The following is a 20,329-nucleotide window of genomic DNA, read 5'->3' as shown; positions in this document are numbered from 1 at the left end:
GTCAGAGAATTGCGCAGCCCATGCGCGTGAAGAGTGAAAAATTTCATTTTGTGAGGCTGGGGCGAAAAAGAAAAAAGCCTCCGATCCTGAAAGGAAACGCACCAGTTTTTTCCGTCTTGAAGGCGAAGAGACGATATGTCATGGATGACCGAACCGATCGGTCAATGAGCCTTCTCAAAGGTTCATTCTTTTAGCCGGTCACTTCGGACAGACCCGTTTTAAAGCGAGAGAGACGATATGGCGCAGGGCGACCAAGCGCAGACCGAGCAGCAGTCCGGAGCGTCCGGTAAACCTCAGAAAAAGCGCAACCCCCTTGTCAGGATCATCCTGATTCTGGTGGTTGTGCTGGTACTGGTCGGGATTGGCCTCTACCTTTTCCTGACCCGCAATAATATCGAAACAGATGACGCCTATACGGCTGGGCGCAAGGTTGCGATTGCGCCGCATGTGAACGGCTACGTGACCCAGCTTCTGGTGAATGATAACCAGTATGTTCACCGTGGCGATCTGCTTCTGACCATTGATGACCGTGACTACGCGGCATCCCTGCACAAGGCGCAGGCGGCAATCCAGCAGGCCGAAGCCAACATGCAGGCCTACCAGTTAATGGTGGAAGTGGCTCACAAGAACTTCCCGGGTCAGCTTTTGATGGCACAGGGTAATCTTTCCGCGGCGCAGGCCCAGCTGACGAAAGCTGAAGCAGATTACAAGCGTCAGCGCAGCGTTGCACGTGCTGCCACGTCCCAGCAGGACATTGATTACGCCCGTGCCGCTCTGGAAGAAGCCAGAGCCCGCGTGGTTCAGGCTCAGGGCCAGTTGACCCAGGCCGAGCCGGTCAAGGCCAATGTTGCCAATGCTGACGCCCGCGTTTCACAGGAGCAGGCTAATCTTAAATCTGCCCAGGCCTCTCTGGAGCAGGCAGAACTCAACATGGAATGGACGCAGGTTCGCGCCCCGAATGATGGCTGGATTTCCCAGCGTAGCGTCGAGCGTGGCAACTTTGTCCAGACCGGCCAGCAGATGTTCTCCATTGTGCAGCCGGAAGTCTGGGTTGTGGCCAACTACAAGGAAACGCAGCTCACGCATATGCGTCCGGGCCAGAAGGTGGATATCGAAGTCGATGCCTACCCACAGCTCAAGCTGCAAGGCCATGTGGATTCCATCCAGTTTGGTTCGGGTGAGTCCTTCAGCACGTTCCCGCCGGAAAATGCGACGGGTAACTTCGTGAAGACGGTTCAGCGTATTCCGGTGAAGATCCTGATCGACAGTGGCCTTGATCCGCATCTTCCGCTGGCTCTTGGTCTGTCTGTTGTTCCAACGGTTTACGTGAAATGAGCGATACTGCCGGGCATCAGGACTGGAAACCCAGTCATAATCCGTGGCTTGTGGCTATTACGGTCACGCTGGCGGCTTTCATGGAGGTGCTGGACACCACCATCGTCAACGTGGCGCTGCCACATATCGCGGGGTCGCTTGGCAGTTCCTATGACGATGCCACCTGGGCGCTGACGTCCTATCTGGTGGCCAATGGTATCGTTCTGACGATTTCCGGCTGGCTCTCGCGCCTGTTCGGACGGAAACGATACTTCCTCATCTGCATCACCATGTTCACAGTGTCGTCCTTCCTGTGTGGTCTGGCGACATCCCTACCCATGTTGGTCGTCTTCCGATTGATGCAGGGCTTCTTTGGTGGCGGTCTGCAACCAAGCCAGCAGTCCATCATTCTGGATACCTTCCCGCCCGAAAAACGCGGGGCGGCGTTCGGCATGACGGCCATTGCGACCATTGTTGGCCCGGTTCTCGGTCCAATGTTGGGCGGCTATCTGACGGACAATTTCTCCTGGCGCTGGATTTTCTTCGTCAATGTTCCGTTCGGTATCCTGACGGTCATGGCGGTTACGGCGTTCGTGGAAGATCCGCCATGGGAAAAGCAGAAACGCGAGAAAATCGACGTTATTGGCATCAGCCTCATCACGCTGGGGCTGGGCTGCCTGGAAGTTATGGTCGATCGTGGCGAGGATGATGACTGGTTCGGCTCGAACTTCATCATCACCATGGCTGTTCTCGGCGTTATTGGTGTTATCGGTGCGATCATCTGGCTCTGTTATGCCAAGGACCCGTTGGTGAAGCTGACGGTCCTGAAAGACCGGAACTTCGCCACGGGCATGTTCCTGATCTCGATGGTCGGTGCAACACTGTATGCTTCTGCTATTATTGTTCCGCAATTTGCGCAGCAGGTGCTAGGTTATACGGCAACCACGTCTGGTCTGCTGCTTGCTCCAGGTGGGGTCGCGGTGATTTGCCTGATACCCATTGTTGGTCGCCTTATGAAGGTTATTCAACTGAGGTATCTGATTGCTTTCGGGTTTTTCTGTATGGGCATGGCTATGTTCCAGGCTGCCCATCTGTACGCGGCAATCGATTTCAAACACCTGATGTTTTATCGAATCAGCCAGACTGCTTCGCTGGCTTTCCTCTTCGTGCCGATTTCAACGATTGCTTACTCGACCCTCCCGCGCGAGCTGAACTCGGACGCCTCCGCCCTGTTCAGCATGGCGCGAAACTACGTAGGGTCCATGGCCATCTCGCTGGCAACAGCGGCGATTATCGAGACCCGGCAACGACACCAGAACTACGTGACCGACAACATGACGCCAGGGCGGCAGGAGTTCACGAACTACATCAACCATGCGCAGACCGTAGGTGAAGCGCATGGTCTGACACCTGCTGCGGCGCACACCTTTGCCATCCATCGTCTGTTCATGGATTTCACGTCCCAGGTCTCGATGCTGGCTTACAATGAGGTGTTCCGCTGGATTGGTATCCTGGCAATGTTCGTCGTCCCGCTCTGCTTCCTGCTGTCACCCAACAGCACGAAGAAGACGAAACCTGCGGGAGGTCACTGATGACGCGAACCGTATATCTTCATGAACGAGTCAGCCGTCACGCTGGCCAGTCGGCTGATGGCCTCGGGGCTGTCATCAACGGGCAGCATGAGCCGGCGACGATGAACAATGCGGGTCTGACACAGGATCATGAGCTGCTCGGCAGCAAAATCCGGATCTTCGATCTGGAGTTCGCCCGCATCACTGCGGCGGCGAAGCCAGTCCGAGAGGTTGTGCAGTGTTCGTTCAAAACCATAACGCCAGAATACATCGGCAAGATTGGGAAATTTCCCTGCTTCGCCCACAATGATGCGGTACAGATCCATGGACGTCGGGTTGAGCATCATTTTGATGGCAGTTTCCGCAAGGCGCCGCAGAACCGTGTGAACGTCCTGTCCCTCTTCGCGGGAAATGGCCTCAATGGGCGCCAGCTTGGTCTTGCTGCGCTCCTCGAAAAAAGCAGAGAACAGGGACGCCTTGCCGTCGAAGTGATTGTAAAGCGTGCCCTTCGAAACGCCTGCTTCCCGCGCAATCTGGGACATGGACGCCCCTTCGTATCCGCTCGCCAGAAACACCTTTTCCGCACCTTGCAGGATCTGCTCGCGCTTGGCGCGCAGCTGACACAGAGAGGCACTGCTCTCGTCAGGCGTGCTCTGGGGGTGGGCGTCAGGCGTGCTGGTCATGAGGGGACAGGGTCCTTTTATGGTTCTTCTACCGTCTCCATTATGCTGACCGAACTGGTCGGTCACCGCAAGATCATTTCCGTTTCAGGAGTTTCTTTGTGAGCGCAGCCTTTCTGTCCCGCGCGCTGCTATCAGGCTGCGCTCTTGTTGCTCTCTCCGGTTGCCTGCGGGTTGGGCCGGAATATCATGAGCCGCACCCCTGGTCGCCCGCGCATTATGCTGACCATATGGCGGGCGCGCCTGACAGTGTAACGAGCGAAGTTGAAGCCGCCAGCAAGTGGTGGATGGTCTTCAACGATGCGGAACTGGCTTCTCTGGAAGACCGCTTGGTTCAGCAGAACCTGTCTTTCCGCCTTGCGACGGCCAATCTGGCTCAGAGCCGCGCCCAGCTCATGATGGCGGGCGCCGAGCGCTTTCCGGGTCTAAGTGCTTCTGGTTCCTATACCCGTAGCCAGTTCAGCACAAAGCAGATGCAGGAGATCATCAGCCGGGTAGGGGGCAGTATTGCCAAGTCCGATAGTGGCCTTCTCGGCGATCAGGGCAGCAGCATTTTGAGTGGGGCGGCAAGTGGCGCCACAATTCCACTGCTCAATCAGTGGAAAACGTCCATTGATGCCAGCTACGAAATCGATCTCTGGGGCCGTGTCGCGCATCAGTATGAGGCTGCAAAAGCGGATCTTCAGGCGACGGATGAAGAACGCCGGTCGGTCCTGATCGCCCAGCAGGCCGACATGGCACGTGGCTACATGGCCCTGCGTGGAGACCAGAAGCGCCTTCAGGTTCTTCAGGATAACCTCGCAACGTTGAAGCAGATCGTGGATATTTCTCAGAGCCGCTATCACAGTGGCCTGGTGACGGAAGTGGATGTGGATTCCGCACAGGCCCGTCAGCACGATACTGAAGCACAGGCCGCTCAGCTTCAGCAGGGTATTGCACAGGAAGAAAACGCACTGGCGCTGCTGCTGGGCGCGCCGCCGGGTAGCCTGAATGCGGAACTGGAAAAGAACGCTGGTATTCCGGTTGTGCCGCCGGTTGTGCCAGTCGGCCTTCCGTCCGAACTTGCGCATCGTCGTCCGGACATCCGGGAGGCCGAAGCCAAGCTGCGGGCGTCTGTAGCGGAAGTCGGTGAGGCGACGGCGGACTTCTACCCGAAGATTACCATCAACGCCGATTTCGGGTTCCAGACTCTGTCATTCCGGGATCTCGGGTTCTGGAATGCCCGCGCCTGGAATGTCGGCCCGTCCATTTCCCTGCCAATTTTTCAGGGTGGGCGTCTGCGCGGTCAGCTTGAGCTGAAGAAATATGCGCAGAAAGCTGCGGCGATTTCCTATCAGCAGACGGTCATTCAGGCCTGGCATGACGTCGATAACGCTCTGATTGCCTATCGTGACGAGCAGCTTCGTCATCAGGGGCTGGAGCGTGCGGTGAATGATAACCGCAAGGCGCTCCAGTTGGCCCAAAGCCAGTATCGTAGCGGCCTGACCAACTATCTGAATGTGCTGAACGCACAGGGCCAGCTACAGTCTGCCCAGATGAGCCTTGCCGAGAGCGATGCAACGGTCGCGACCAATCTGGCCCGACTTTACAACGCGCTTGGCGGGGGCTGGGAAGATGTTGTTCCGGCATCGCAGGACGTCACCAGAACGAAGCTTGCTTCCGCAACACCGGGTCCCTGAGACCCGGCGCTTCAAACCGGGGTATCTCAGCCCCGGGCGATGGACTTGCCTTTGGAGCCGAGGATTTCGAATGCCTCACCCATACGCTCCCCGATGGATTTTTCGCCGGCCCGAAGCCATTTGCGAGGATCGTAGAGAGACTTCATCGGCTTGTCTGTAGCGGGGTCAATCTGGTGCTGGAATGCGACCGGATGCTCGCTCACATAAGACCCGACGCCGTGGGCGAAGGCGAACTGGATGTCCGTATCCAGGTTCATCTTGAATGTCCCGTAGGACACGGCATCCCGGATTTCTTCCAGACTTGAACCGGACCCGCCATGGAAGACCAGCGGCAGGGGCTTTGGCCCGCTTCCCGTGGCTTTCTGCACGGTATCCTGTGAATTTTTCAGGATTTCCGGGCGGAGTTTGACGTTACCTGGCTTGTAGACGCCATGAACGTTGCCGAAAGACGCGGCGATGGAAACCATGCCAATAGGCGAGAGCAGTTTCCAGGCTCTCAGCACGTCTTCCGGCTGGGTATAGAGATGCGCATTGTCCGCACCTTCTTCCAGATCATGGCCAACGCCATCTTCCTCGCCACCCGTGACGCCCAGCTCGATTTCCAGGCCCATGCCAAGCGGGGCCAGACGCGTCAGAAGTTTTTCGGAAAGAGCGAGATTGTCATCGAGTGTCTCGGCCGAAAGGTCGAGCATATGGGATGAGAACAGCGGGCGTCCGGTCGTCTTGAATTCTGCTTCGCTAAGGGAAATCAGATCTTCGAGCCAGGGAATCAGCTTACGATCGGCATGATCGGTATGAAGGATGACGGCGACGCCGTATTCCTTGGCCAGCAGATGAACGTGATGGGCCATTGAAGCCGCGCCGAGAACACGGGCGCGGTGTGCGTCCGGCAGGCCTTCACCCGCAAAGAAACGGGCGCCACCGTTTGAAACCTGGATGATGACGTCTGAGCCATTGGCTGCCGCGGCTTCCAGAACGGCATTGACGCTGTTGGTACCAACGACATTAATGGCGGGAAGGGCATATCCGCCGTCCCTGCACGCCTGAAGAAGAGTTTGGTAGTCGGCGCCCGTTACGACGCCGGGAGAAACGCTTGTCATGAGAGACTCCGGTCGAGTGGCAGGAACCCTGGTAGGCTGTTCCTGCGTTTCATGTATTGTAAGGCAGAAAAGTCTTTCCGTCATGAGCGCTCAAGATAAGGGAACAGTTCCAGCCCAGATTTGTTGCTTGTAGTGATTGCCCCGCTGAGATTATGGAAAAGTATGGTGCCAAATCTTTCAGATCCCGATCTTCCCGCCCGTATCCTTGTTGTCGAAGACGACGCAGGCATGCGTACCCTCATTCTGCGTGCATTGCAGGGCGGCGGCTTCCGCGCCCGTGGTGTGGCCAGTGGAGATGAGATGTGGGCCGCCCTTGAGGTAGCCCCGGTCGATCTCATCATCCTTGACATCATGCTGCCTGGTACAAACGGCATCGAGCTGTGTCGTGCGCTTCGCAGTGGTCAGGGGGCAAGCCATCCTGACGAAACGCCACCTTCGCAGGTGCCCATCATTATGGTCTCTGCCCGTGGTGAAGAGCGTGACCGTGTCATGGGTCTCGAAACCGGTGCGGACGATTATGTGCCCAAGCCTTTCGGACAGCGCGAACTGCTGGCACGCGTCCGCGCAGTCCTGCGTCGTGGCAGCCCGGGCACGGCAGCGCCAGAGAAAGTTCGCCGCGAAAAATTACAGTTTGCCGGCTGGACGCTGGACCTTCGCAGGCGTGAACTGACCGATCCAAGCGGGGCAACAGTCGATATTTCCGGAGCTGAACACGACCTTTTGACCAGCTTCCTCGACAACCCGCAGCGTGTCATTGCGCGTGACCGCCTGCTTGAACTGTCCCGCACCCGTCTGGGGGACGTTTCTGACCGGAGTATCGACGTGCTCGTCAGCCGCCTGAGGCGCAAGCTTGGTTCTGATGCTGATCAGCTCATCCGCACGGTGCGCGGGCTGGGATACATCTTTGTGGCCGAGGTTGAACGGGTCTGAATATCCAGAATCGGATCCTGTTGTGGCCGCTCGGGCTGGTCGGTCGCGTCTGCGTCGTCCTGACCGTAGCGGTCACACTGGTCTTCCTCGCTAACGCTGTCTTTTATGGCGAGGCTGAAACCTACATTGTCGATGACGTGCGGATCGCACAGCTTGGAGAGGCTCTCAGCACAGATCTTCGTGTGCTTTCCGCTGCGCCTGTCACGCAACGCTCCTTTCTGGCGGTCATGCTTTCAGGCAGCGAACTGAGCGTTGCGTGGCAGCCTGCGACTTCCATGCCCCGGCTCCCCGGTCATCGCCCGAAGGTTCTGCTGGATCTGACACAGCGGCTGATCAGGGATGATCCCATCCTCGCACAGGCGCAACTCGACCTTTACACAGTGGGAAGCGGATCCCCCGATGTTCTGGGATCCGAGCGAATTCCGGACGGCAGCTATATCCATTTCCGTGTTCCGGGGCTGTTGGGGCGGCACCACTTCACGCGGGGACTGGCTTCGGCCGCAATAGCAGCCTGTGCCGTGGCGATCGCGGCCACCATGCTTATTCGTGGCCTGAGTATGCCATTGCGGGCTCTGGCGTCCGTGGCAGACAAGATTGGTTCCAACGAAACCTGGGTACCGCTTGCTGAACGCGGACCCCGGGAAGTTCGCGGTGTTGCCCGGGCCATCAATGCCATGCAACGGCGTATCCAAAGCCTCATCAATGATCGAACGCAGGCTCTGGCGGCAGTATCTCATGATCTGCGAACACCGCTGACGCGGTTGCGCCTTCGGTGTGGCTTTTTAAGTGACGGTGAGGCACAGGCGGCCATCGAATCGGATCTCGATGAGATGGAAGGGATGGTCAACGGTATTCTCGCCTATCTGGCCGGCGCGGATGATCCGGAAAAACCAAAGACCATCAACATAGTCGCCACACTGACGACCCTCGTGGATGACCATGCCGACCACGGCAAGGATGCCCGCTATGAAGGTCCGGACCGTGCGCTGGTTCGTGTCCGCCCACTGGCGATCAAGCGTGTCCTGTCCAACCTGATCGAGAATGCCCTGAATTACGGGGGCAATGTGCTGGCTACTCTCAAGGTGAGGGGTGATGACTCGATAGAGATTGCCATTCAGGACAGTGGCCCCGGCATTCCCGAAAGCGAATATGAGCGTGTTTTGACACCCTTTTACCGTCTGGAAGGCTCACGCTCCCGTCAAACGGGGGGAATGGGCCTGGGACTGGCTATCGTGACCCGCGAGATTGCCCGGGAAGGTGGTTATCTGCGCCTCGGGCAAGGGGACGCCGAGAAGGGGTACGGAGGGCTGTGTGCGACGATTGTCCTGCCGCCTCCACGTAAGTCATGATTGGAGCAGGTCCGCAGGTTTGATGGGCGGGAAGTGGGACTACATTAGTCCAGACCCTTGCGCACATGGCTGAAGTGGCACATGTCAGGGGCGGACTGGACACTGAGGACATGACGACGATGTTCATTGAAACCGAAAATACCCCGAATCCCGCAACGCTGAAGTTCCTTCCGGGACGGCCTGTGACAGGTGATACGCGTACGGTCGATTTTGGAGAGGCCTCAGCTGCTGAAGGTCGTTCCGAACTGGCTGAAACGCTTTTTGCCCTGCCGGATGTCAAGCGCGTCTTTCTGGGCAGCGATTTTGTATCCATCACCAAGGCGCCCGACGTCAGCTGGGGAGACATGAAGCCTGTCGTTCTCAGCACGCTCACGACATTCTTCGAGAGCGGCAGGGACGTGCTGGCTGGTGACGATGAAGCTCTGAAATATGACATCGCGCCGGAAGACGCCGATGTTGTGGTTCGGATCCGGGACCTTCTGGATACGCGGGTGCGCCCGGCTGTGGCGGGTGATGGTGGTGACATCGCTTTTCGCGGCTACAAGGATGGCGTCGTTTACCTCACGATGCAGGGGGCCTGTTCCGGCTGCCCGTCTTCCCGCGCGACGCTGAAGCATGGCGTTGAAAACATGCTCCGTCATTACGTGCCGGAAGTGCAGTCCGTTGAGCAGGTCGAGGACTGATCCATGGATGACCAGACGTCTCTCTCCGTGACAGATCCCTTGGTTTCCGGCCCTGTGCCGGGAGCCGAGGTCCTGTTTACGCAGGCCCGCACACCACGGGCATTTTCCCCGCGGCCTGTTGGGGAAGACGTTTTGCGGCATCTGTATGACCTGGTGAAGCTGGGTCCGACATCCGGAAATTGCTCGCCGGGACGGTTTGTGTTCCTCACGACGCAGGACGCCAAGGAGCGCCTGCGTCCTGCGCTGTCGCCGGGAAATGTCGCGCGTGCAATGGATGCACCCGTTCTGGCGGTTGTCTGCCACGATCCGCTGTTCTTCGAGGCGCTCCCACGGCTTGGGGCCGTTGAAGGGCTGCGCGACTGGTTTGCTGCGGATGTTGGGCTTTCCGAGGAAACAGCGTTCCGGAATGGTACGCTGGAAGGTGGCTATCTCATTATCGCAGCCCGGATGCTGGGCCTTGCGGCAATGCCAATGTCGGGATTTGATTCCTTCATGGTGGAAGATGCCCTCCTGACAGCCTCGGGTTGGCGAGCCAATTTTCTGGTTGGTCTGGGTTATCCGGCAGAAAACGAGCCGCATCCGGATCATGCAGAACCCCGTGCCCCGCGTCTGGACTTTGGCGAGGCGTGTCTGTGCCTGTGAGGACTGTGGTTTTCAACGGTGCGGGTGCAGGGACCGGGACGACCAATCTTATTGCTCTTGTTGAAGACGGGCATGTCGTTGCGGAAAAGCTTCTGACCGGGCGGGGAGCATCCGAACATTTTGCACCTGCCCTGAAATCCCTGTTCGAAGAAGGGAAATGGGCAGAAGCTCCGGACGCTATTGTTGCTGTTATCGGGCCGGGGTCTTTTACTGGCTTGCGTGCGTCCCTGTCCCTTGCGGCTGGATTGGCCGCTGGCTGGAACTGCCCAACGGTCGGTGTGACTCTGGGGGCTGCTATCAGGGCTACGCTCGGACGGCCGGATGTCACCTGCGTCAGTCTGGCACGTCGAGGACGTTTCTTTGTTGATCCTTCGGATGGCCCTGTCTTCGCTATTTCGGCGGACGATCTTGATGCGGCAACCTTTTCAGCAATCGCAGGGGACGGTGTTCAGGATCGGTCTTCCTGGCCGTGTCCCACGATAGACTGCGTCGCCCCGGATGCGCTGGGAATTGTTCTTGCCGCAGAGGGGCAGCCGGCTGGTCCGCTAAGCCCGCTTTACGTTGACCCCCCTGAAGCGAAGCCCCCTGCGGCCGGACTGCGTCCCCTCCCGCAATGACAGGCTCAAAAAACGGGCAGACCTTCCAACGCTTTGGCGTGGAGGGTGCGCCTTTGCTGGCTGCGTTGCATGCAGACGCTTTTCAGGGCGGAGAGATCTGGGACGAGGCGTCTTTCGTGTCCCTGCTGGGGGGGGCGGGAACTGAAGCGCTTGTCATTTCCCTTGATGGCCACCCCGCAGGCTTCATTCTGACCAGAACCGTTCTGGATGAAACGGAAATTCTCACACTTGCCGTTCATCCCCGTTTCCAGCGCATGGGGCTTGGGCGTCGGCTGGTGGAGAGCATCCTTCCAAAAGGCAAAATATTTCTGGAAGTATCTGTAAGTAACAGAGTAGCAAAAAAACTTTATGACGCTTCCGGTTTTGTGCAGGCCGGAGTGCGGCGTGGTTACTATCAGGACGGAAGTGATGCGATCGTCATGATCTCTAGGATTTGATAATGAGCATGCAGTAACGATCACTATCCAAATTCGCATTATTTTCTTCGATTATCTCGTGCCCAAGTGCTCGAACAGCAGACGAGACATTCCGTTTTGGCTCTTCACCTTTGACTAAAACCCTTAGTTTTTGGCCGGAAGTCATGGCGTCAAGGCGAGTGCGGACGTATACAGTCGTCATTGGGCAACGCTTGGTGCTTACATCAAGAAGAAATATTTCATAGTCTGTCATTTCTGGTTTGCACCTTGTTTTTGCTTGATACTAGTCAAAAGTCACTGATAGAGAACTGTCCGTTTCCGGATGAAGGACTTTATACTATGTCGCAAGAGACTGTAGACCTTGATCTGCGCCACCTGACTGCGCAGATCGTTACCGCTTATGTATCCAGCCATGACGTGGGCGCTGACACACTTCCAGCGCTTATTCGCTCGGTACATGAATCCCTTGCGAATGTTGATGTGCAGGAAGAAGTTCCGGCTGAAAAGCCGGTACCAGCTGTTCCGCCTCGCAAGTCGGTATTCCCCGACTACATCATCTGCCTTGAAGACGGAAAGAAGCTGAAGCTGCTTCGTCGTCACCTCAAGACAGCTTACAACATGACGCCACAGGAATACCGCGAGCGTTGGGGCCTGCCGCCGGAATATCCGATGGTTGCTCCGAACTACGCAAGCCACCGTTCTTCCCTGGCCCGCAAGATTGGTCTTGGCCGCCGTCGCGACGACGACTGACCATGTTTCCCGGCTTCCTGGTCCTCATCCGCAGGAAGCCGGTATTTTTATTTGCATCTCTGATTGGACAAATGGTCCGTTTTTCGGCTAGGCCGCTGTTATGGTCGTAGATACGAAAGTCGCGGACAGACGCACCCGCACGCAAGGTCGGAAGCCAGCCGGTTCCGCCGTTGTGGATGATTCGCCCATTGCCCGCCTCTGTGTGGAGAATGGCCTGAAGATGACAGGACAGCGCAGGGTGATCGCCCATGTTCTGTCTGAAGCCGATGATCATCCAGATGTCGAAGAGCTATATCGCCGCGCATCGGCCATAGACAGCCGTATTTCCGTGGCCACGGTGTATCGCACCGTTCGCCTTCTGGAAGAGAAGGGGATTCTTGAACGCCGTGATTTCGGCGGTGGACGTGCCCGTTATGAAGCCAGCGACAGTGGCAATCATTATCATCTGATTGATGTGGACAGTGGCCGGGTCATCGAATTTGAAGATGACGAGCCGGTCCGTCTTCTGACGCAGATCGCGCAGCGGCTTGGATTCGATCTCGTGTCTCACCGTATCGAACTGTTCGGGCATCGACTGGAAAAAGAGACTCCGAAGCGGCCGCTTCCCAAGAACAGGAACAAGAGCGAAACATGAGCATCAACCCGGCCGAGGATAAAAACTCAGCGCCAGCCCATTCGCTCGTCAGCAGTGAAGAAACGCTGAAGCAGATGGAGACCCTCTCCACGCTGGCCCTGAACCGCGATGGCGGCTTTCAGGAGCTTCGGGGAGGTTCCCTGGGTGTAAGGATCGCGGAGACCGAGGCTGAGCGTGATGCTGCGCAGGCTCTGCGGTACAAGGTGTTCTTTGAAGAGCTTGGTGCCCATCCTGACGAACGCGCGTTCCGCACGAAGCGCGATGTGGACGAGTTCGACGAAGTTGCGGATCATCTTCTGGTCATCGATCACAGTATCGGCTCGGGCGCGGAAGGGGTTGTAGGCACCTATCGTCTGCTTCGTTCGGATGCTGCCGAGAAGATTGGCCGTTTCTATACCTCGTCCGAATACGACATCTCGACCCTGACAGAATTTCCGGGGCGACTGCTGGAAGTGGGGCGCTCCTGCGTTGCGCGCGAACATCGCGGTCGTTCGGCCATGCAGCTTCTGTGGCGCGGCATTGCTTCCTATATCTTCCTGCACCGTATTGACGTTCTGTTTGGCTGTGGAAGCCTGCCAGGCACCGACCCGGATGCACTGGCTGATCAGCTGACCTATCTGCATCACAATCATCTGGCGCCGCCGGCCCTGCGTATCCGCGCCCTGCCGGACCGCTATGTGGAGATGCTGCGCGCTGATCCCCACACGCTTGATCATCGCGCATGCCTGAACAAGCTGCCGCCACTCATCAAGGGGTATCTCCGTCTGGGCGGATATGTGGGTGATGGTGCCGTTGTGGACGAGCAGTTCAACACGACGGATGTTGCGGTTCTGGTGAAAAGCGAGCTTCTGGCGGACAAATATTACCGTCATTATGAGCGCCGCCTCCGGGACGCTCTGGACTCCTGACATCCCTGCTGACGGTTCGGGCCATCATAGCCCGGCCGTTTTTTCCATTTTGATGGATGGTCATCTTCATGACTTCGACGCTCCCTGTTCATGGCTGGCGACTTGCTGGCCTGATGGTGCTGGCAGGGGCGTTCGCGGCCCTGTCCCTGCCGCCTGTCTGCGCGCTGTTCACGCTGCCTCTCGGGCTTCTGGTTCTATACAGGGCTGCTGAAGACGCAGCCTCATGGAAAGGCGCAGCCCTGTATGGCTTCCTGTTCGGAATGGGCTTTCACACGGCGGGTCTTTACTGGCTGACCAATGCCATTCTGACGCGCGTGCATGAATTTTGGTGGGTCGTCCCGTTCGCATCCCCCGGTGTGTCTCTGATTATTGCGCCGTTGATCGCTGTTCCGGCAGTTTTGTGCCGTCTAGTTCCGGCGGGCTGGAGGCGGGTTCTGATGTTCGGTGGAAGCTGGACGGCCGTGGATATGGGGCGCGTTCTGATCTTCTCTGGTTTTCCCTGGAACCCGCTGGGAAGTGATCTGGAGATTCCGGGGCGTCTCGGTGATGTGCTGATCCAGCCTGCTTCGGTTCTGGGTGTGGACGGTCTGACGCTGGCTCTGGTTCTGGCCTCTCTTGCAATCTTCCGTGGGCGCAAAGCGGCATTACTGGTTCTGGCGGGGGCTCTTCTTTGGATTGGTGTGGGCTTCTGGCGGCTGTCTGCGCTTCAGCCGCTCCCAGTAACTAACCCGCGCGCCGTGCTGGTACAGGGGAATGTCCCTGAAACGGAAATCATTGACCACAAGCAAAGCGTTGAGAACTTCCGTCGTTATGTCCGCATGACGGCGCAGGGTGTTCAGCAGGCCCGGCTCATGGAAGATGACAGGCCGAGTGTCGTGATCTGGCCGGAATCCGGCTTTCCGGGTTTGCTGGATGAAGATGATCTTGCCCGGCAGATCATCGCGCATGCGGCAGGCGGTGCACCGGCCATGATCGGCTCTGACCGCGAAGAGAACAATCACTGGTACAACAGCCTTGAAGTCGTGGATCAGGACGGGAAGATCGCTGCGATCTATGACAAGAGCCGTCTTGTGCCGTTTGGCGAATACCAGCCCTGGATTTTGCCATTCAACGTTTTGCCGGGTGTGCTGACTCCTGGGCCGGGCCTGAAAACCTGGACCATGCCGGACATTGGCAAGGTGGGCCCGATGGTCTGTTACGAGATCATCTTTTCAGGCTCTGTCGTGGCACCTCATGATCGGCCGGACTGGCTTGTCACCATCTCCAACGATGCCTGGTACGGAAACAGCGCGGGTCCTCGCCAGCATCTGGCGACGGGGCGTATGCGAGCCGTTGAAGAGGGGCTTCCAGTTGTTTTTGCAAACAATACAGGCATTTCGGCGTTCTATGACGGAGCAGGACGCGAAACGGCCAGGCTGGGATGGGGAAAGACGGATGTGCTGGTGAGCGACATTCCGTCTCCACTGCCTCCTACTGTCTTTGCCCGGTACGGTCGGGCCATCCCGCTGGGTCTGTCGATCTTCTGCATTCTGCTTGCGTTCTGGCCCAGTCGAGGGCAGCCGAGAGCATCGGTTGTAATGCGTTAAAAAGGTTAATATTGACAATCCAGGGTTGTTATATTTACTTTCTCTTTCTTGATTGGAAAGGGAACCACATGACAATCGGTCACGGTAAGGGCGAGCCCAAGAGTGCGGCCGCTGCTGGGCCAGTAGACGTGCATGTGGGAAACCGTATCCGTTTGCGGCGGACCCTTCTTGGACTGTCGCAGGAAAAGCTTGGTGAGGCGCTTGGCCTCACCTTCCAGCAGGTTCAGAAATACGAGCGTGGGGCCAATCGTGTAGGGGCCAGCCGTCTGTATGATCTGGCGCGCGTTCTGGACGTGCCAATTGGCTTTTTCTTTGATGACATGCAGGCCGGAATACAAAAGCCTGCGGCTGCGCCAACTCCGGCACTTGCAACCGGATTTGCGGAAACGCAGGCGACTTTCGGTGGGCCGCCACCAAAGGCCGCGGCTCCCGTACCGCCCCGTCTTTTCGATCTTCCTGTGGATGAGGCGGCACTCTTCAGTCGACGGGAAACGATCGATCTTGTGCGGGCTTACTATCGCATTCCGGATCAGGCCGTTCGTAAACGGATGCTGGACCTTATCCGGACGCTTGGCCCCTCCTCCGACGACAAGGCCGCCTGAACTAAAGCCGCCGAATTACTCCCGGCGGAGAATACTGTCGTTCAGGAAAGACGAGATCTTCCCAGCTTTGAAATCCGCGCGCAGGCGGTCTTCGTCATATTCCGTGCGGACCCAGTCCATGAAGGGCAGGCGCCCTTCGGCCTCAGCCCGATAACGCAGGAAGAACGCGTCCAGAATGCCGGTTCTGGAGCGGTTGAAGTGGCCAAAGCGCCAGTGAAGCTGCTTCAGGGCATCGGTTGCCGTTCCGCCTTCAAACATGGTCACCAGCCCTGACGCCAGTCCCGCCCGGTCTGCGCCGGACTTGCAGTGCATCAGCATGGGGAACTGAAGCGTCTGGTACATGTCGTAGAAGCGCAGGATACGGTCCTTGTGCGGGGCGCCACGGCTTTCAAAGGCCATGTCCAGATGCGTGAGGCCAACCTGCTGGCTGGCTCTGCGTGACAGGGCATCAGATCCGCATTTGCGATGGCCGCGCAGATTGACCAGCGTCTTCAGGTGCAGACGACGGGTCAGACTGCGCAGACGCGAGGGCGTCGGATGATTGCAGCGCCACACCTTCCCGGGGACGACCTCTGAGAGGTTTGTCCAGCCGAGGCGGAAAATGGAATGGTCTACGAACAGACTGTCCCACCAGGCGCGTCTCAGATCGGCGGCAGACGTAATGCGGCCTTCAAACATCAAAGGGGATCCTCGACTGTGGGTGCCTGATGAAAGGCGTATGGCTGCGGTGTGTCCCATTCCGGATGGGGATGCGTCAACCGCGGAAAAGTGCTAATATCGTGGCATGCGCTGGCTTTCTCTTTCCCTTACGTTGTCCTGCCTTTCATTAGGGGGATGTGGTGTCGGTTCCATGTTCGATGGCCCGGCAGCAGACATGACGGCTTTGCCGCCCCCGGGCGCCGCTCCGGATCGGGGAGATCATCACAGGCATCGTCCGCACCCGAGTGGCATGTCTTATGCTGATGATGCGCCTGTCATGCCCATGCCACCGGGGGGCATGAGTGAGGATAGCCGCCCGCGTGATACAAGCGGTCCATCTTCTGAAGGTGTAAGCTTCGGGGCTGGTGGGCCTGGCGGCAATACGGCGGACATCACGCCGCGACCTGCTGTTCCGGATACGGAAGTGTCCTATGGGCAAAACAGCGGAAACTAGCCTGCCGCGGTGTTCTGCTGCCGCCTGACGGTGCTGTCTTCATGATTGCGTAACTTTTGATGTGCTAGGGCGTCCTTCAGTCCTTCCTCCGGACCGAGTGACGCCTTGGAGATCAAAGATGACCGATCAGGTCGCGACAGATATTAAAGAACGTCTCGCTTTTCTGGGCATTGGCGCTTCGGAAAAAGCCCTGATCAGCCGTATTGGGCAGCAGGTGAGGCGAACGCTCGGGCCCGCACTGGATCGGTTTTATCGTCGGGTTGATGAGACACCAGCCCTGTCGCGGTTCTTTTCCAATCCGCTTCACCAGAAATCGGCCCGCACCCAGCAGGAGAAGCACTGGAGCCGGATTCTGGATGGCGACTTCGGGCCTGATTATGTTCAGAGCACGAAGGCCATCGGTAACACCCATGCCCGGATTGGTCTGGAGCCTCAGTGGTATATTGGAAGTTATGGGCTGCTGCTGGAAGGAATTGTCTCGGAGTTTCTTCGCGAGGCCTGGCCGAAACCGCCGCAGGGATTTTTCAGGCGTCTTTTTCAAAAATCCGAGCAGGCTCTGTCTGTTGAAGACGTAACACGCAGGGCCGGCCTTCTGATCAAGACGGCGCTCCTGGATATGGAGCTTGGTCTTCAGACTTATACGTTGAATCTGGACGGACAGGAGCGCTCAAGGGCTGAGAAAGAGCGGACAGAGAGCCTGACAGCGCTTTCTGAAGCTCTTGCTGATGCGCTTGAACGAATGGCAGGTGGCGATCTGGTGCAGGAAATTGATCCGGCTCTGGAAACCGAAACAACCCGGATGAGTGGCGCGTTTCAAAATGCCTGTAGCGGTCTGGGTCATATTGTCCATTCGGTGCGGTCAACGTCGGGGATGGTGGAGCACCGGGCAAAAACCCTGAGCGGCTCGTCCGAAGACGTTGCTTGCCGTATCGCTGAACAGGTGCAGGCTCTCGGGGTCGTTTCCCGCAATATCACGGAGTTGACGACGTCCGTGAAGGAAGTGGCTGAGGAGGCGCGACAGGCGGACGAAACGGTGGAAGTCTGCTGTCAGGAAACCGGGCAGGGCACGGATATCGTCAATCGTACGGTTGAAGCCATGGCCAAAATTTCCGAATCCTCAGCGCAGATTGTGCAGATCATCAGTGTTATTGATGAAATTGCGTTCCAGACAAACCTGCTTGCTCTGAATGCTGGCGTGGAAGCTGCGAGAGCAGGGGAGGCTGGTCGGGGTTTTGCGGTTGTCGCTCAGGAGATTCGTGCATTGGCACAGAGATCGACCACGGCTGCCCGGGAAATCAAGGAACTGATCAGCAGCAGTATGGAAGATGTCGAGCGCGGCGTGAAAATGGTCGATGAGACAGGTGCGGCACTTGGGAATATCAGTACATCCGTGAACCGGCTGGGAGAGGCGGTCGGAGAAATCGCTTCTGGCGCAGAAGAGCAGGCTCAGAGGATCATGGATATCAATGCGAGTACGACCCAGCTTGAAGCCGTCACGAAGACCAATGCAGCTATCGTGCAGGAAATGAGTTGTTCCAGTCAGGAACTGGTCGGAGATGCGGCAGAACTGATGAAGATTGTCACGAACTTCAAGGTTCGCGACGACCAGTCTGCGCTGTCACATTTCTGAGTAGCTCTGGCGCGTCAGTCCGAGAGGTGACGCGCTTCTTCTGGCAGCATGATGGGGATGCCGTCACGGATCGGAAATGCCAGCTTCGCACGCGGGCTGATAAGCTCCTGCGTGTCCCGGTCATAGGTCAGAGGTCCTTTGGTCACCGGACAGACCAGAAGGGACAGGAGGCGGGGGTCAAGTTCAGCGTTCATGGTCATTCCATGCCCTTTGCCAGAAGATCCAGCAAGACCCCGGCGCGATCATCCAGCGTGCCGGCTTCGAGAAGGGCCTGTTTCTGTGTGGGGCTGAAAGGCACCAGCATGGGCAGGACAACAAGAAGCATCTCGTCATCCATCTCGTCGATCAGGGACCAGTCTGTCTGGAGTTCATGAGCGGTCAGGTAATCTTTTAGCCGGCTCAGCAGTCTGGACCGGTTGATGGGCGAAGGATCACTTTCCACAAGATCAGAGAAAAAGGGTGACGCATCGATGGCGCCTTCGCGCCAACCCCGACGCGTCAGGCCCTCCATGAGAAGCCGGAAACGGGTCACGCCCAGCAAAGTGACGGAGAATGTTCCGTCCGGATGTTCCGTGAAGCTGGTGATGCGTCCCAGTGTGCCGATGTCGTGCAGGACGGGAAGAGGATCGTCTTCGTCTTCCTCCTGCGGCTGGATCATTCCGATCAGCCGACGCTCGGCAAGTGCGTCTTCCAGAAGGGCGACGTAGCGTGGTTCAAAAACATTGAGAGGCAGCTGTCCTCCAGGAAGCAGCATCGCTCCTGACACGGGAAAAAGCCCGACACGAGGGGGGAGATCTGCGAGCGTCAGATCCGTCAGGGCCGGAACCCTGCGGGGAATATCGCTGAGATCCACGAATGTATCAGGCGTCCGGGTCATAGGCTCACGAGAACAGGAGGGAGGACAGTTTGCGGCGGGCTGCCAGAGTTACGGGGTCAGTATGGCCCCAGGCCTCAAAGAAACGCAGGAGTTCAGTTTTTGCGGCGCCTTCGTTCCAGTCCCGGTCCTTACGAATGATCGCGAGCAGAACGTCGGCGGCTTCGGTACGTTGACCGGAAGCGTTCATGGCGGCCGCCAGTTTCAGGGCGACGTCAAAGTTTGACGGGTGAGCTTCGGCCTGCTGGCGCAGGGTATCCAGCTCGGACGCAGCTTTGGCCCCTTCTTTTTTCAGCGCCAGAGCGGCACGGGCACCGGTGATTTCCGGATGGGAGTCCAGCTTGGTCGGGATCTGACTGGATGCTTCTTCTGCGCCTTCGATTTCACCCAGCGCCAGAAGCGTGCGAAGCATTCCACCCCAGCCTTCCGGATTTTCGGGTTCAACATCCAGCAGCTGTGCGTAAAGTTCCAAGGCTTCTGCAGGCTGGTTATCAGCCAGGGCTTTTTTGGCTTCTGCAAGAATATCAGCCGAGGGCATCGCGCCACCCGCAGCTTTCAGAAGGGCTTCGACAAAGCGGCGGATCTCACTTTCAGACTGCACGCCCTGAAAGAGGTCCAGCACCTGCCCTTTCCAGAATGCGACAACAAGGGGGATCGACTGAAGCGGCAGCCCCATCTGGGCAAGCTGGGCTGCCAGGGACTTGTTGGCCTCAACATCCACTTTGACCAGACGAACGCGACCACCCGTGGCACGGATAACCTTCTCAAGAACGGGGGTCAGCTGTTTGCAGGGACCGCACCATGGAGCCCAGAAGTCCACCAGGACTGGGGCCTGCTGGCTGGCTTCGACAACTTCAGCCATGAAAGTCGTCTGGTCGGCATCAATGATATGGGCTGTGGCTCCCTGTGACGGAGACTGGCCGATCAGATGTTCGTCAAAAGTGCTGCTCATGAAAAGGAGGCCATCCTGCTGGAGAAATCTGTTTTCCAGAAAGATCGGGGTTGATGAGGATCAGTGCAAGAGGACTCTGGCTTGAGAGGGCGCCGAATGGCTCTGGAAAAGCCTGGAGGACATCAGGAAATCGGGAGAAATGGGAAATTCGTCTGTCAGGCTTATTTTCCCTCTTGCGCGGGTTCCGAAGTTCGGTAATAACACCGCCCACGGAATGCGGGTGTAGCTCAGGGGTAGAGCACAACCTTGCCAAGGTTGG

Annotated in this window: 23 protein-coding genes; 16 read left to right on the top strand and 7 right to left on the bottom strand. The window is 57.7% G+C overall.

Annotation, left to right across the window (positions count from 1 at the left end; all coding sequences use genetic code 11):
- Positions 1–237 precede the first annotated feature (237 nt).
- Together B7444_RS06405 and B7444_RS06400 are read left to right on the top strand one after the other, a co-directional pair.
- Complete coding sequence (locus tag B7444_RS06405; RefSeq protein ID WP_007281672.1) at positions 238–1,335, top strand: HlyD family secretion protein; 1,098 nt, start codon at positions 238–240, stop codon at positions 1,333–1,335.
- Positions 1,332–2,906 (top strand): DHA2 family efflux MFS transporter permease subunit, encoded by a 1,575-nt coding sequence (locus B7444_RS06400; RefSeq protein ID WP_007281671.1) that lies wholly within the window; start codon positions 1,332–1,334, stop codon positions 2,904–2,906. Before B7444_RS06405 ends, B7444_RS06400 begins: the two co-directional genes overlap by 4 nt.
- On the opposite strand, the gene B7444_RS06395 is transcribed toward B7444_RS06400, so the two are convergent.
- Positions 2,900–3,568: a TetR/AcrR family transcriptional regulator gene (locus B7444_RS06395; RefSeq protein ID WP_007281670.1), complete on the bottom strand. Its 669-nt coding sequence runs from the start codon at positions 3,566–3,568 to the stop codon at positions 2,900–2,902. The genes B7444_RS06400 and B7444_RS06395 overlap by 7 nt on opposite strands.
- 98 nt (positions 3,569–3,666) lie before the next feature.
- Here B7444_RS06395 and B7444_RS06390 point away from each other — a divergent pair, with 98 nt between their 5' ends.
- On the top strand, positions 3,667–5,244 hold the full coding sequence (locus B7444_RS06390; RefSeq protein WP_007281668.1) for an efflux transporter outer membrane subunit: 1,578 nt from the start codon (positions 3,667–3,669) through the stop codon (positions 5,242–5,244).
- Positions 5,245–5,270: 26 nt separating this feature from the next.
- On the opposite strand, the gene fbaA is transcribed toward B7444_RS06390, so the two are convergent.
- Positions 5,271–6,344 (bottom strand): class II fructose-bisphosphate aldolase, encoded by a 1,074-nt coding sequence (fbaA, locus tag B7444_RS06385; protein ID WP_007281667.1) that lies wholly within the window; start codon positions 6,342–6,344, stop codon positions 5,271–5,273.
- Positions 6,345–6,506: 162 nt separating this feature from the next.
- Here fbaA and B7444_RS06380 point away from each other — a divergent pair, with 162 nt between their 5' ends.
- From B7444_RS06380 to rimI, 6 genes are all read left to right on the top strand, one after another.
- Positions 6,507–7,274, top strand: a complete 768-nt coding sequence (locus B7444_RS06380) for a response regulator (protein ID WP_007281666.1) — start codon at positions 6,507–6,509, stop codon at positions 7,272–7,274.
- Between the two features lie 20 nt (positions 7,275–7,294).
- Positions 7,295–8,623, top strand: coding sequence for an ATP-binding protein (locus tag B7444_RS06375; RefSeq protein ID WP_007281665.1), 1,329 nt, complete (start codon positions 7,295–7,297; stop codon positions 8,621–8,623).
- A gap of 119 nt (positions 8,624–8,742) precedes the next feature.
- Positions 8,743–9,306 carry a NifU family protein gene (locus tag B7444_RS06370; protein ID WP_186810548.1) on the top strand — a complete coding sequence of 188 codons (564 nt, stop codon included), beginning with the start codon at positions 8,743–8,745 and terminating at the stop codon, positions 9,304–9,306.
- Between the two features lie 3 nt (positions 9,307–9,309).
- Positions 9,310–9,948 carry a malonic semialdehyde reductase gene (locus B7444_RS06365; RefSeq protein WP_007281663.1) on the top strand — a complete coding sequence of 213 codons (639 nt, stop codon included), beginning with the start codon at positions 9,310–9,312 and terminating at the stop codon, positions 9,946–9,948.
- A 5-nt stretch (positions 9,949–9,953) separates the two neighbouring features.
- Positions 9,954–10,565 carry a tRNA (adenosine(37)-N6)-threonylcarbamoyltransferase complex dimerization subunit type 1 TsaB gene (gene tsaB, locus B7444_RS06360; RefSeq protein WP_007281662.1) on the top strand — a complete coding sequence of 204 codons (612 nt, stop codon included), beginning with the start codon at positions 9,954–9,956 and terminating at the stop codon, positions 10,563–10,565.
- The gene (rimI, locus tag B7444_RS06355) at positions 10,562–11,002 is read left to right on the top strand and encodes a ribosomal protein S18-alanine N-acetyltransferase (protein WP_007281661.1); all 441 of its coding nucleotides are present in this window, start codon (positions 10,562–10,564) and stop codon (positions 11,000–11,002) included. The genes tsaB and rimI overlap by 4 nt, the downstream gene beginning before the upstream one ends.
- Here rimI and B7444_RS06350 read toward each other — a convergent pair.
- On the bottom strand, positions 10,992–11,234 hold the full coding sequence (locus B7444_RS06350) for a sulfurtransferase TusA family protein (protein WP_080578935.1): 243 nt from the start codon (positions 11,232–11,234) through the stop codon (positions 10,992–10,994). The two genes, rimI and B7444_RS06350, sit on opposite strands and share 11 nt — an antisense overlap.
- A gap of 86 nt (positions 11,235–11,320) precedes the next feature.
- Here B7444_RS06350 and B7444_RS06345 point away from each other — a divergent pair, with 86 nt between their 5' ends.
- From B7444_RS06345 to B7444_RS06325, 5 genes are all read left to right on the top strand, one after another.
- The gene (locus B7444_RS06345) at positions 11,321–11,731 is read left to right on the top strand and encodes a MucR family transcriptional regulator (RefSeq protein ID WP_007281660.1); all 411 of its coding nucleotides are present in this window, start codon (positions 11,321–11,323) and stop codon (positions 11,729–11,731) included.
- A 100-nt stretch (positions 11,732–11,831) separates the two neighbouring features.
- The gene (locus B7444_RS06340) at positions 11,832–12,365 is read left to right on the top strand and encodes a Fur family transcriptional regulator (RefSeq protein ID WP_007281658.1); all 534 of its coding nucleotides are present in this window, start codon (positions 11,832–11,834) and stop codon (positions 12,363–12,365) included.
- Positions 12,366–12,439: 74 nt separating this feature from the next.
- Positions 12,440–13,273, top strand: a complete 834-nt coding sequence (locus tag B7444_RS06335) for a GNAT family N-acetyltransferase (protein ID WP_029495720.1) — start codon at positions 12,440–12,442, stop codon at positions 13,271–13,273.
- Between the two features lie 56 nt (positions 13,274–13,329).
- A complete protein-coding gene (gene lnt / locus B7444_RS06330) occupies positions 13,330–14,859 on the top strand; it encodes an apolipoprotein N-acyltransferase (protein WP_007281656.1) in 1,530 nt (509 codons plus the stop codon).
- Positions 14,860–14,927: 68 nt separating this feature from the next.
- Positions 14,928–15,461: a helix-turn-helix domain-containing protein gene (locus tag B7444_RS06325; protein WP_016737861.1), complete on the top strand. Its 534-nt coding sequence runs from the start codon at positions 14,928–14,930 to the stop codon at positions 15,459–15,461.
- A gap of 15 nt (positions 15,462–15,476) precedes the next feature.
- On the opposite strand, the gene B7444_RS06320 is transcribed toward B7444_RS06325, so the two are convergent.
- On the bottom strand, positions 15,477–16,139 hold the full coding sequence (locus tag B7444_RS06320; protein WP_007281654.1) for a protein-tyrosine phosphatase family protein: 663 nt from the start codon (positions 16,137–16,139) through the stop codon (positions 15,477–15,479).
- Between the two features lie 106 nt (positions 16,140–16,245).
- Between B7444_RS06320 and B7444_RS06315 the strand changes: the two genes are divergently transcribed.
- Positions 16,246–16,614, top strand: coding sequence for a hypothetical protein (locus B7444_RS06315; protein WP_007281653.1), 369 nt, complete (start codon positions 16,246–16,248; stop codon positions 16,612–16,614).
- 118 nt (positions 16,615–16,732) lie between these two features.
- On the top strand, positions 16,733–18,244 hold the full coding sequence (locus B7444_RS06310) for a methyl-accepting chemotaxis protein (protein ID WP_007281652.1): 1,512 nt from the start codon (positions 16,733–16,735) through the stop codon (positions 18,242–18,244).
- Between the two features lie 14 nt (positions 18,245–18,258).
- Here B7444_RS06310 and B7444_RS06305 read toward each other — a convergent pair whose 3' ends face one another.
- From B7444_RS06305 to B7444_RS06295, 3 genes are read right to left on the bottom strand one after another with little or no spacing between them, the layout of a single operon-like run.
- Positions 18,259–18,444, bottom strand: a complete 186-nt coding sequence (locus B7444_RS06305) for a Trm112 family protein (RefSeq protein ID WP_007281651.1) — start codon at positions 18,442–18,444, stop codon at positions 18,259–18,261.
- Complete coding sequence (locus B7444_RS06300) at positions 18,441–19,121, bottom strand: LON peptidase substrate-binding domain-containing protein (protein WP_007281650.1); 681 nt, start codon at positions 19,119–19,121, stop codon at positions 18,441–18,443. Before B7444_RS06300 ends, B7444_RS06305 begins: the two co-directional genes overlap by 4 nt.
- A gap of 4 nt (positions 19,122–19,125) precedes the next feature.
- Positions 19,126–20,070 (bottom strand): thioredoxin family protein, encoded by a 945-nt coding sequence (locus B7444_RS06295; RefSeq protein ID WP_007281649.1) that lies wholly within the window; start codon positions 20,068–20,070, stop codon positions 19,126–19,128.
- Positions 20,071–20,329 lie beyond the last annotated feature (259 nt).

It is taken from the genome of Gluconobacter thailandicus F149-1 = NBRC 100600 (assembly GCF_000964465.1).
Classification (GTDB): domain Bacteria; phylum Pseudomonadota; class Alphaproteobacteria; order Acetobacterales; family Acetobacteraceae; genus Gluconobacter; species Gluconobacter thailandicus.
The sequence above is the reverse complement of the archived record's forward strand: the minus strand, read 5'-3'. Positions and strand labels throughout refer to the sequence as shown.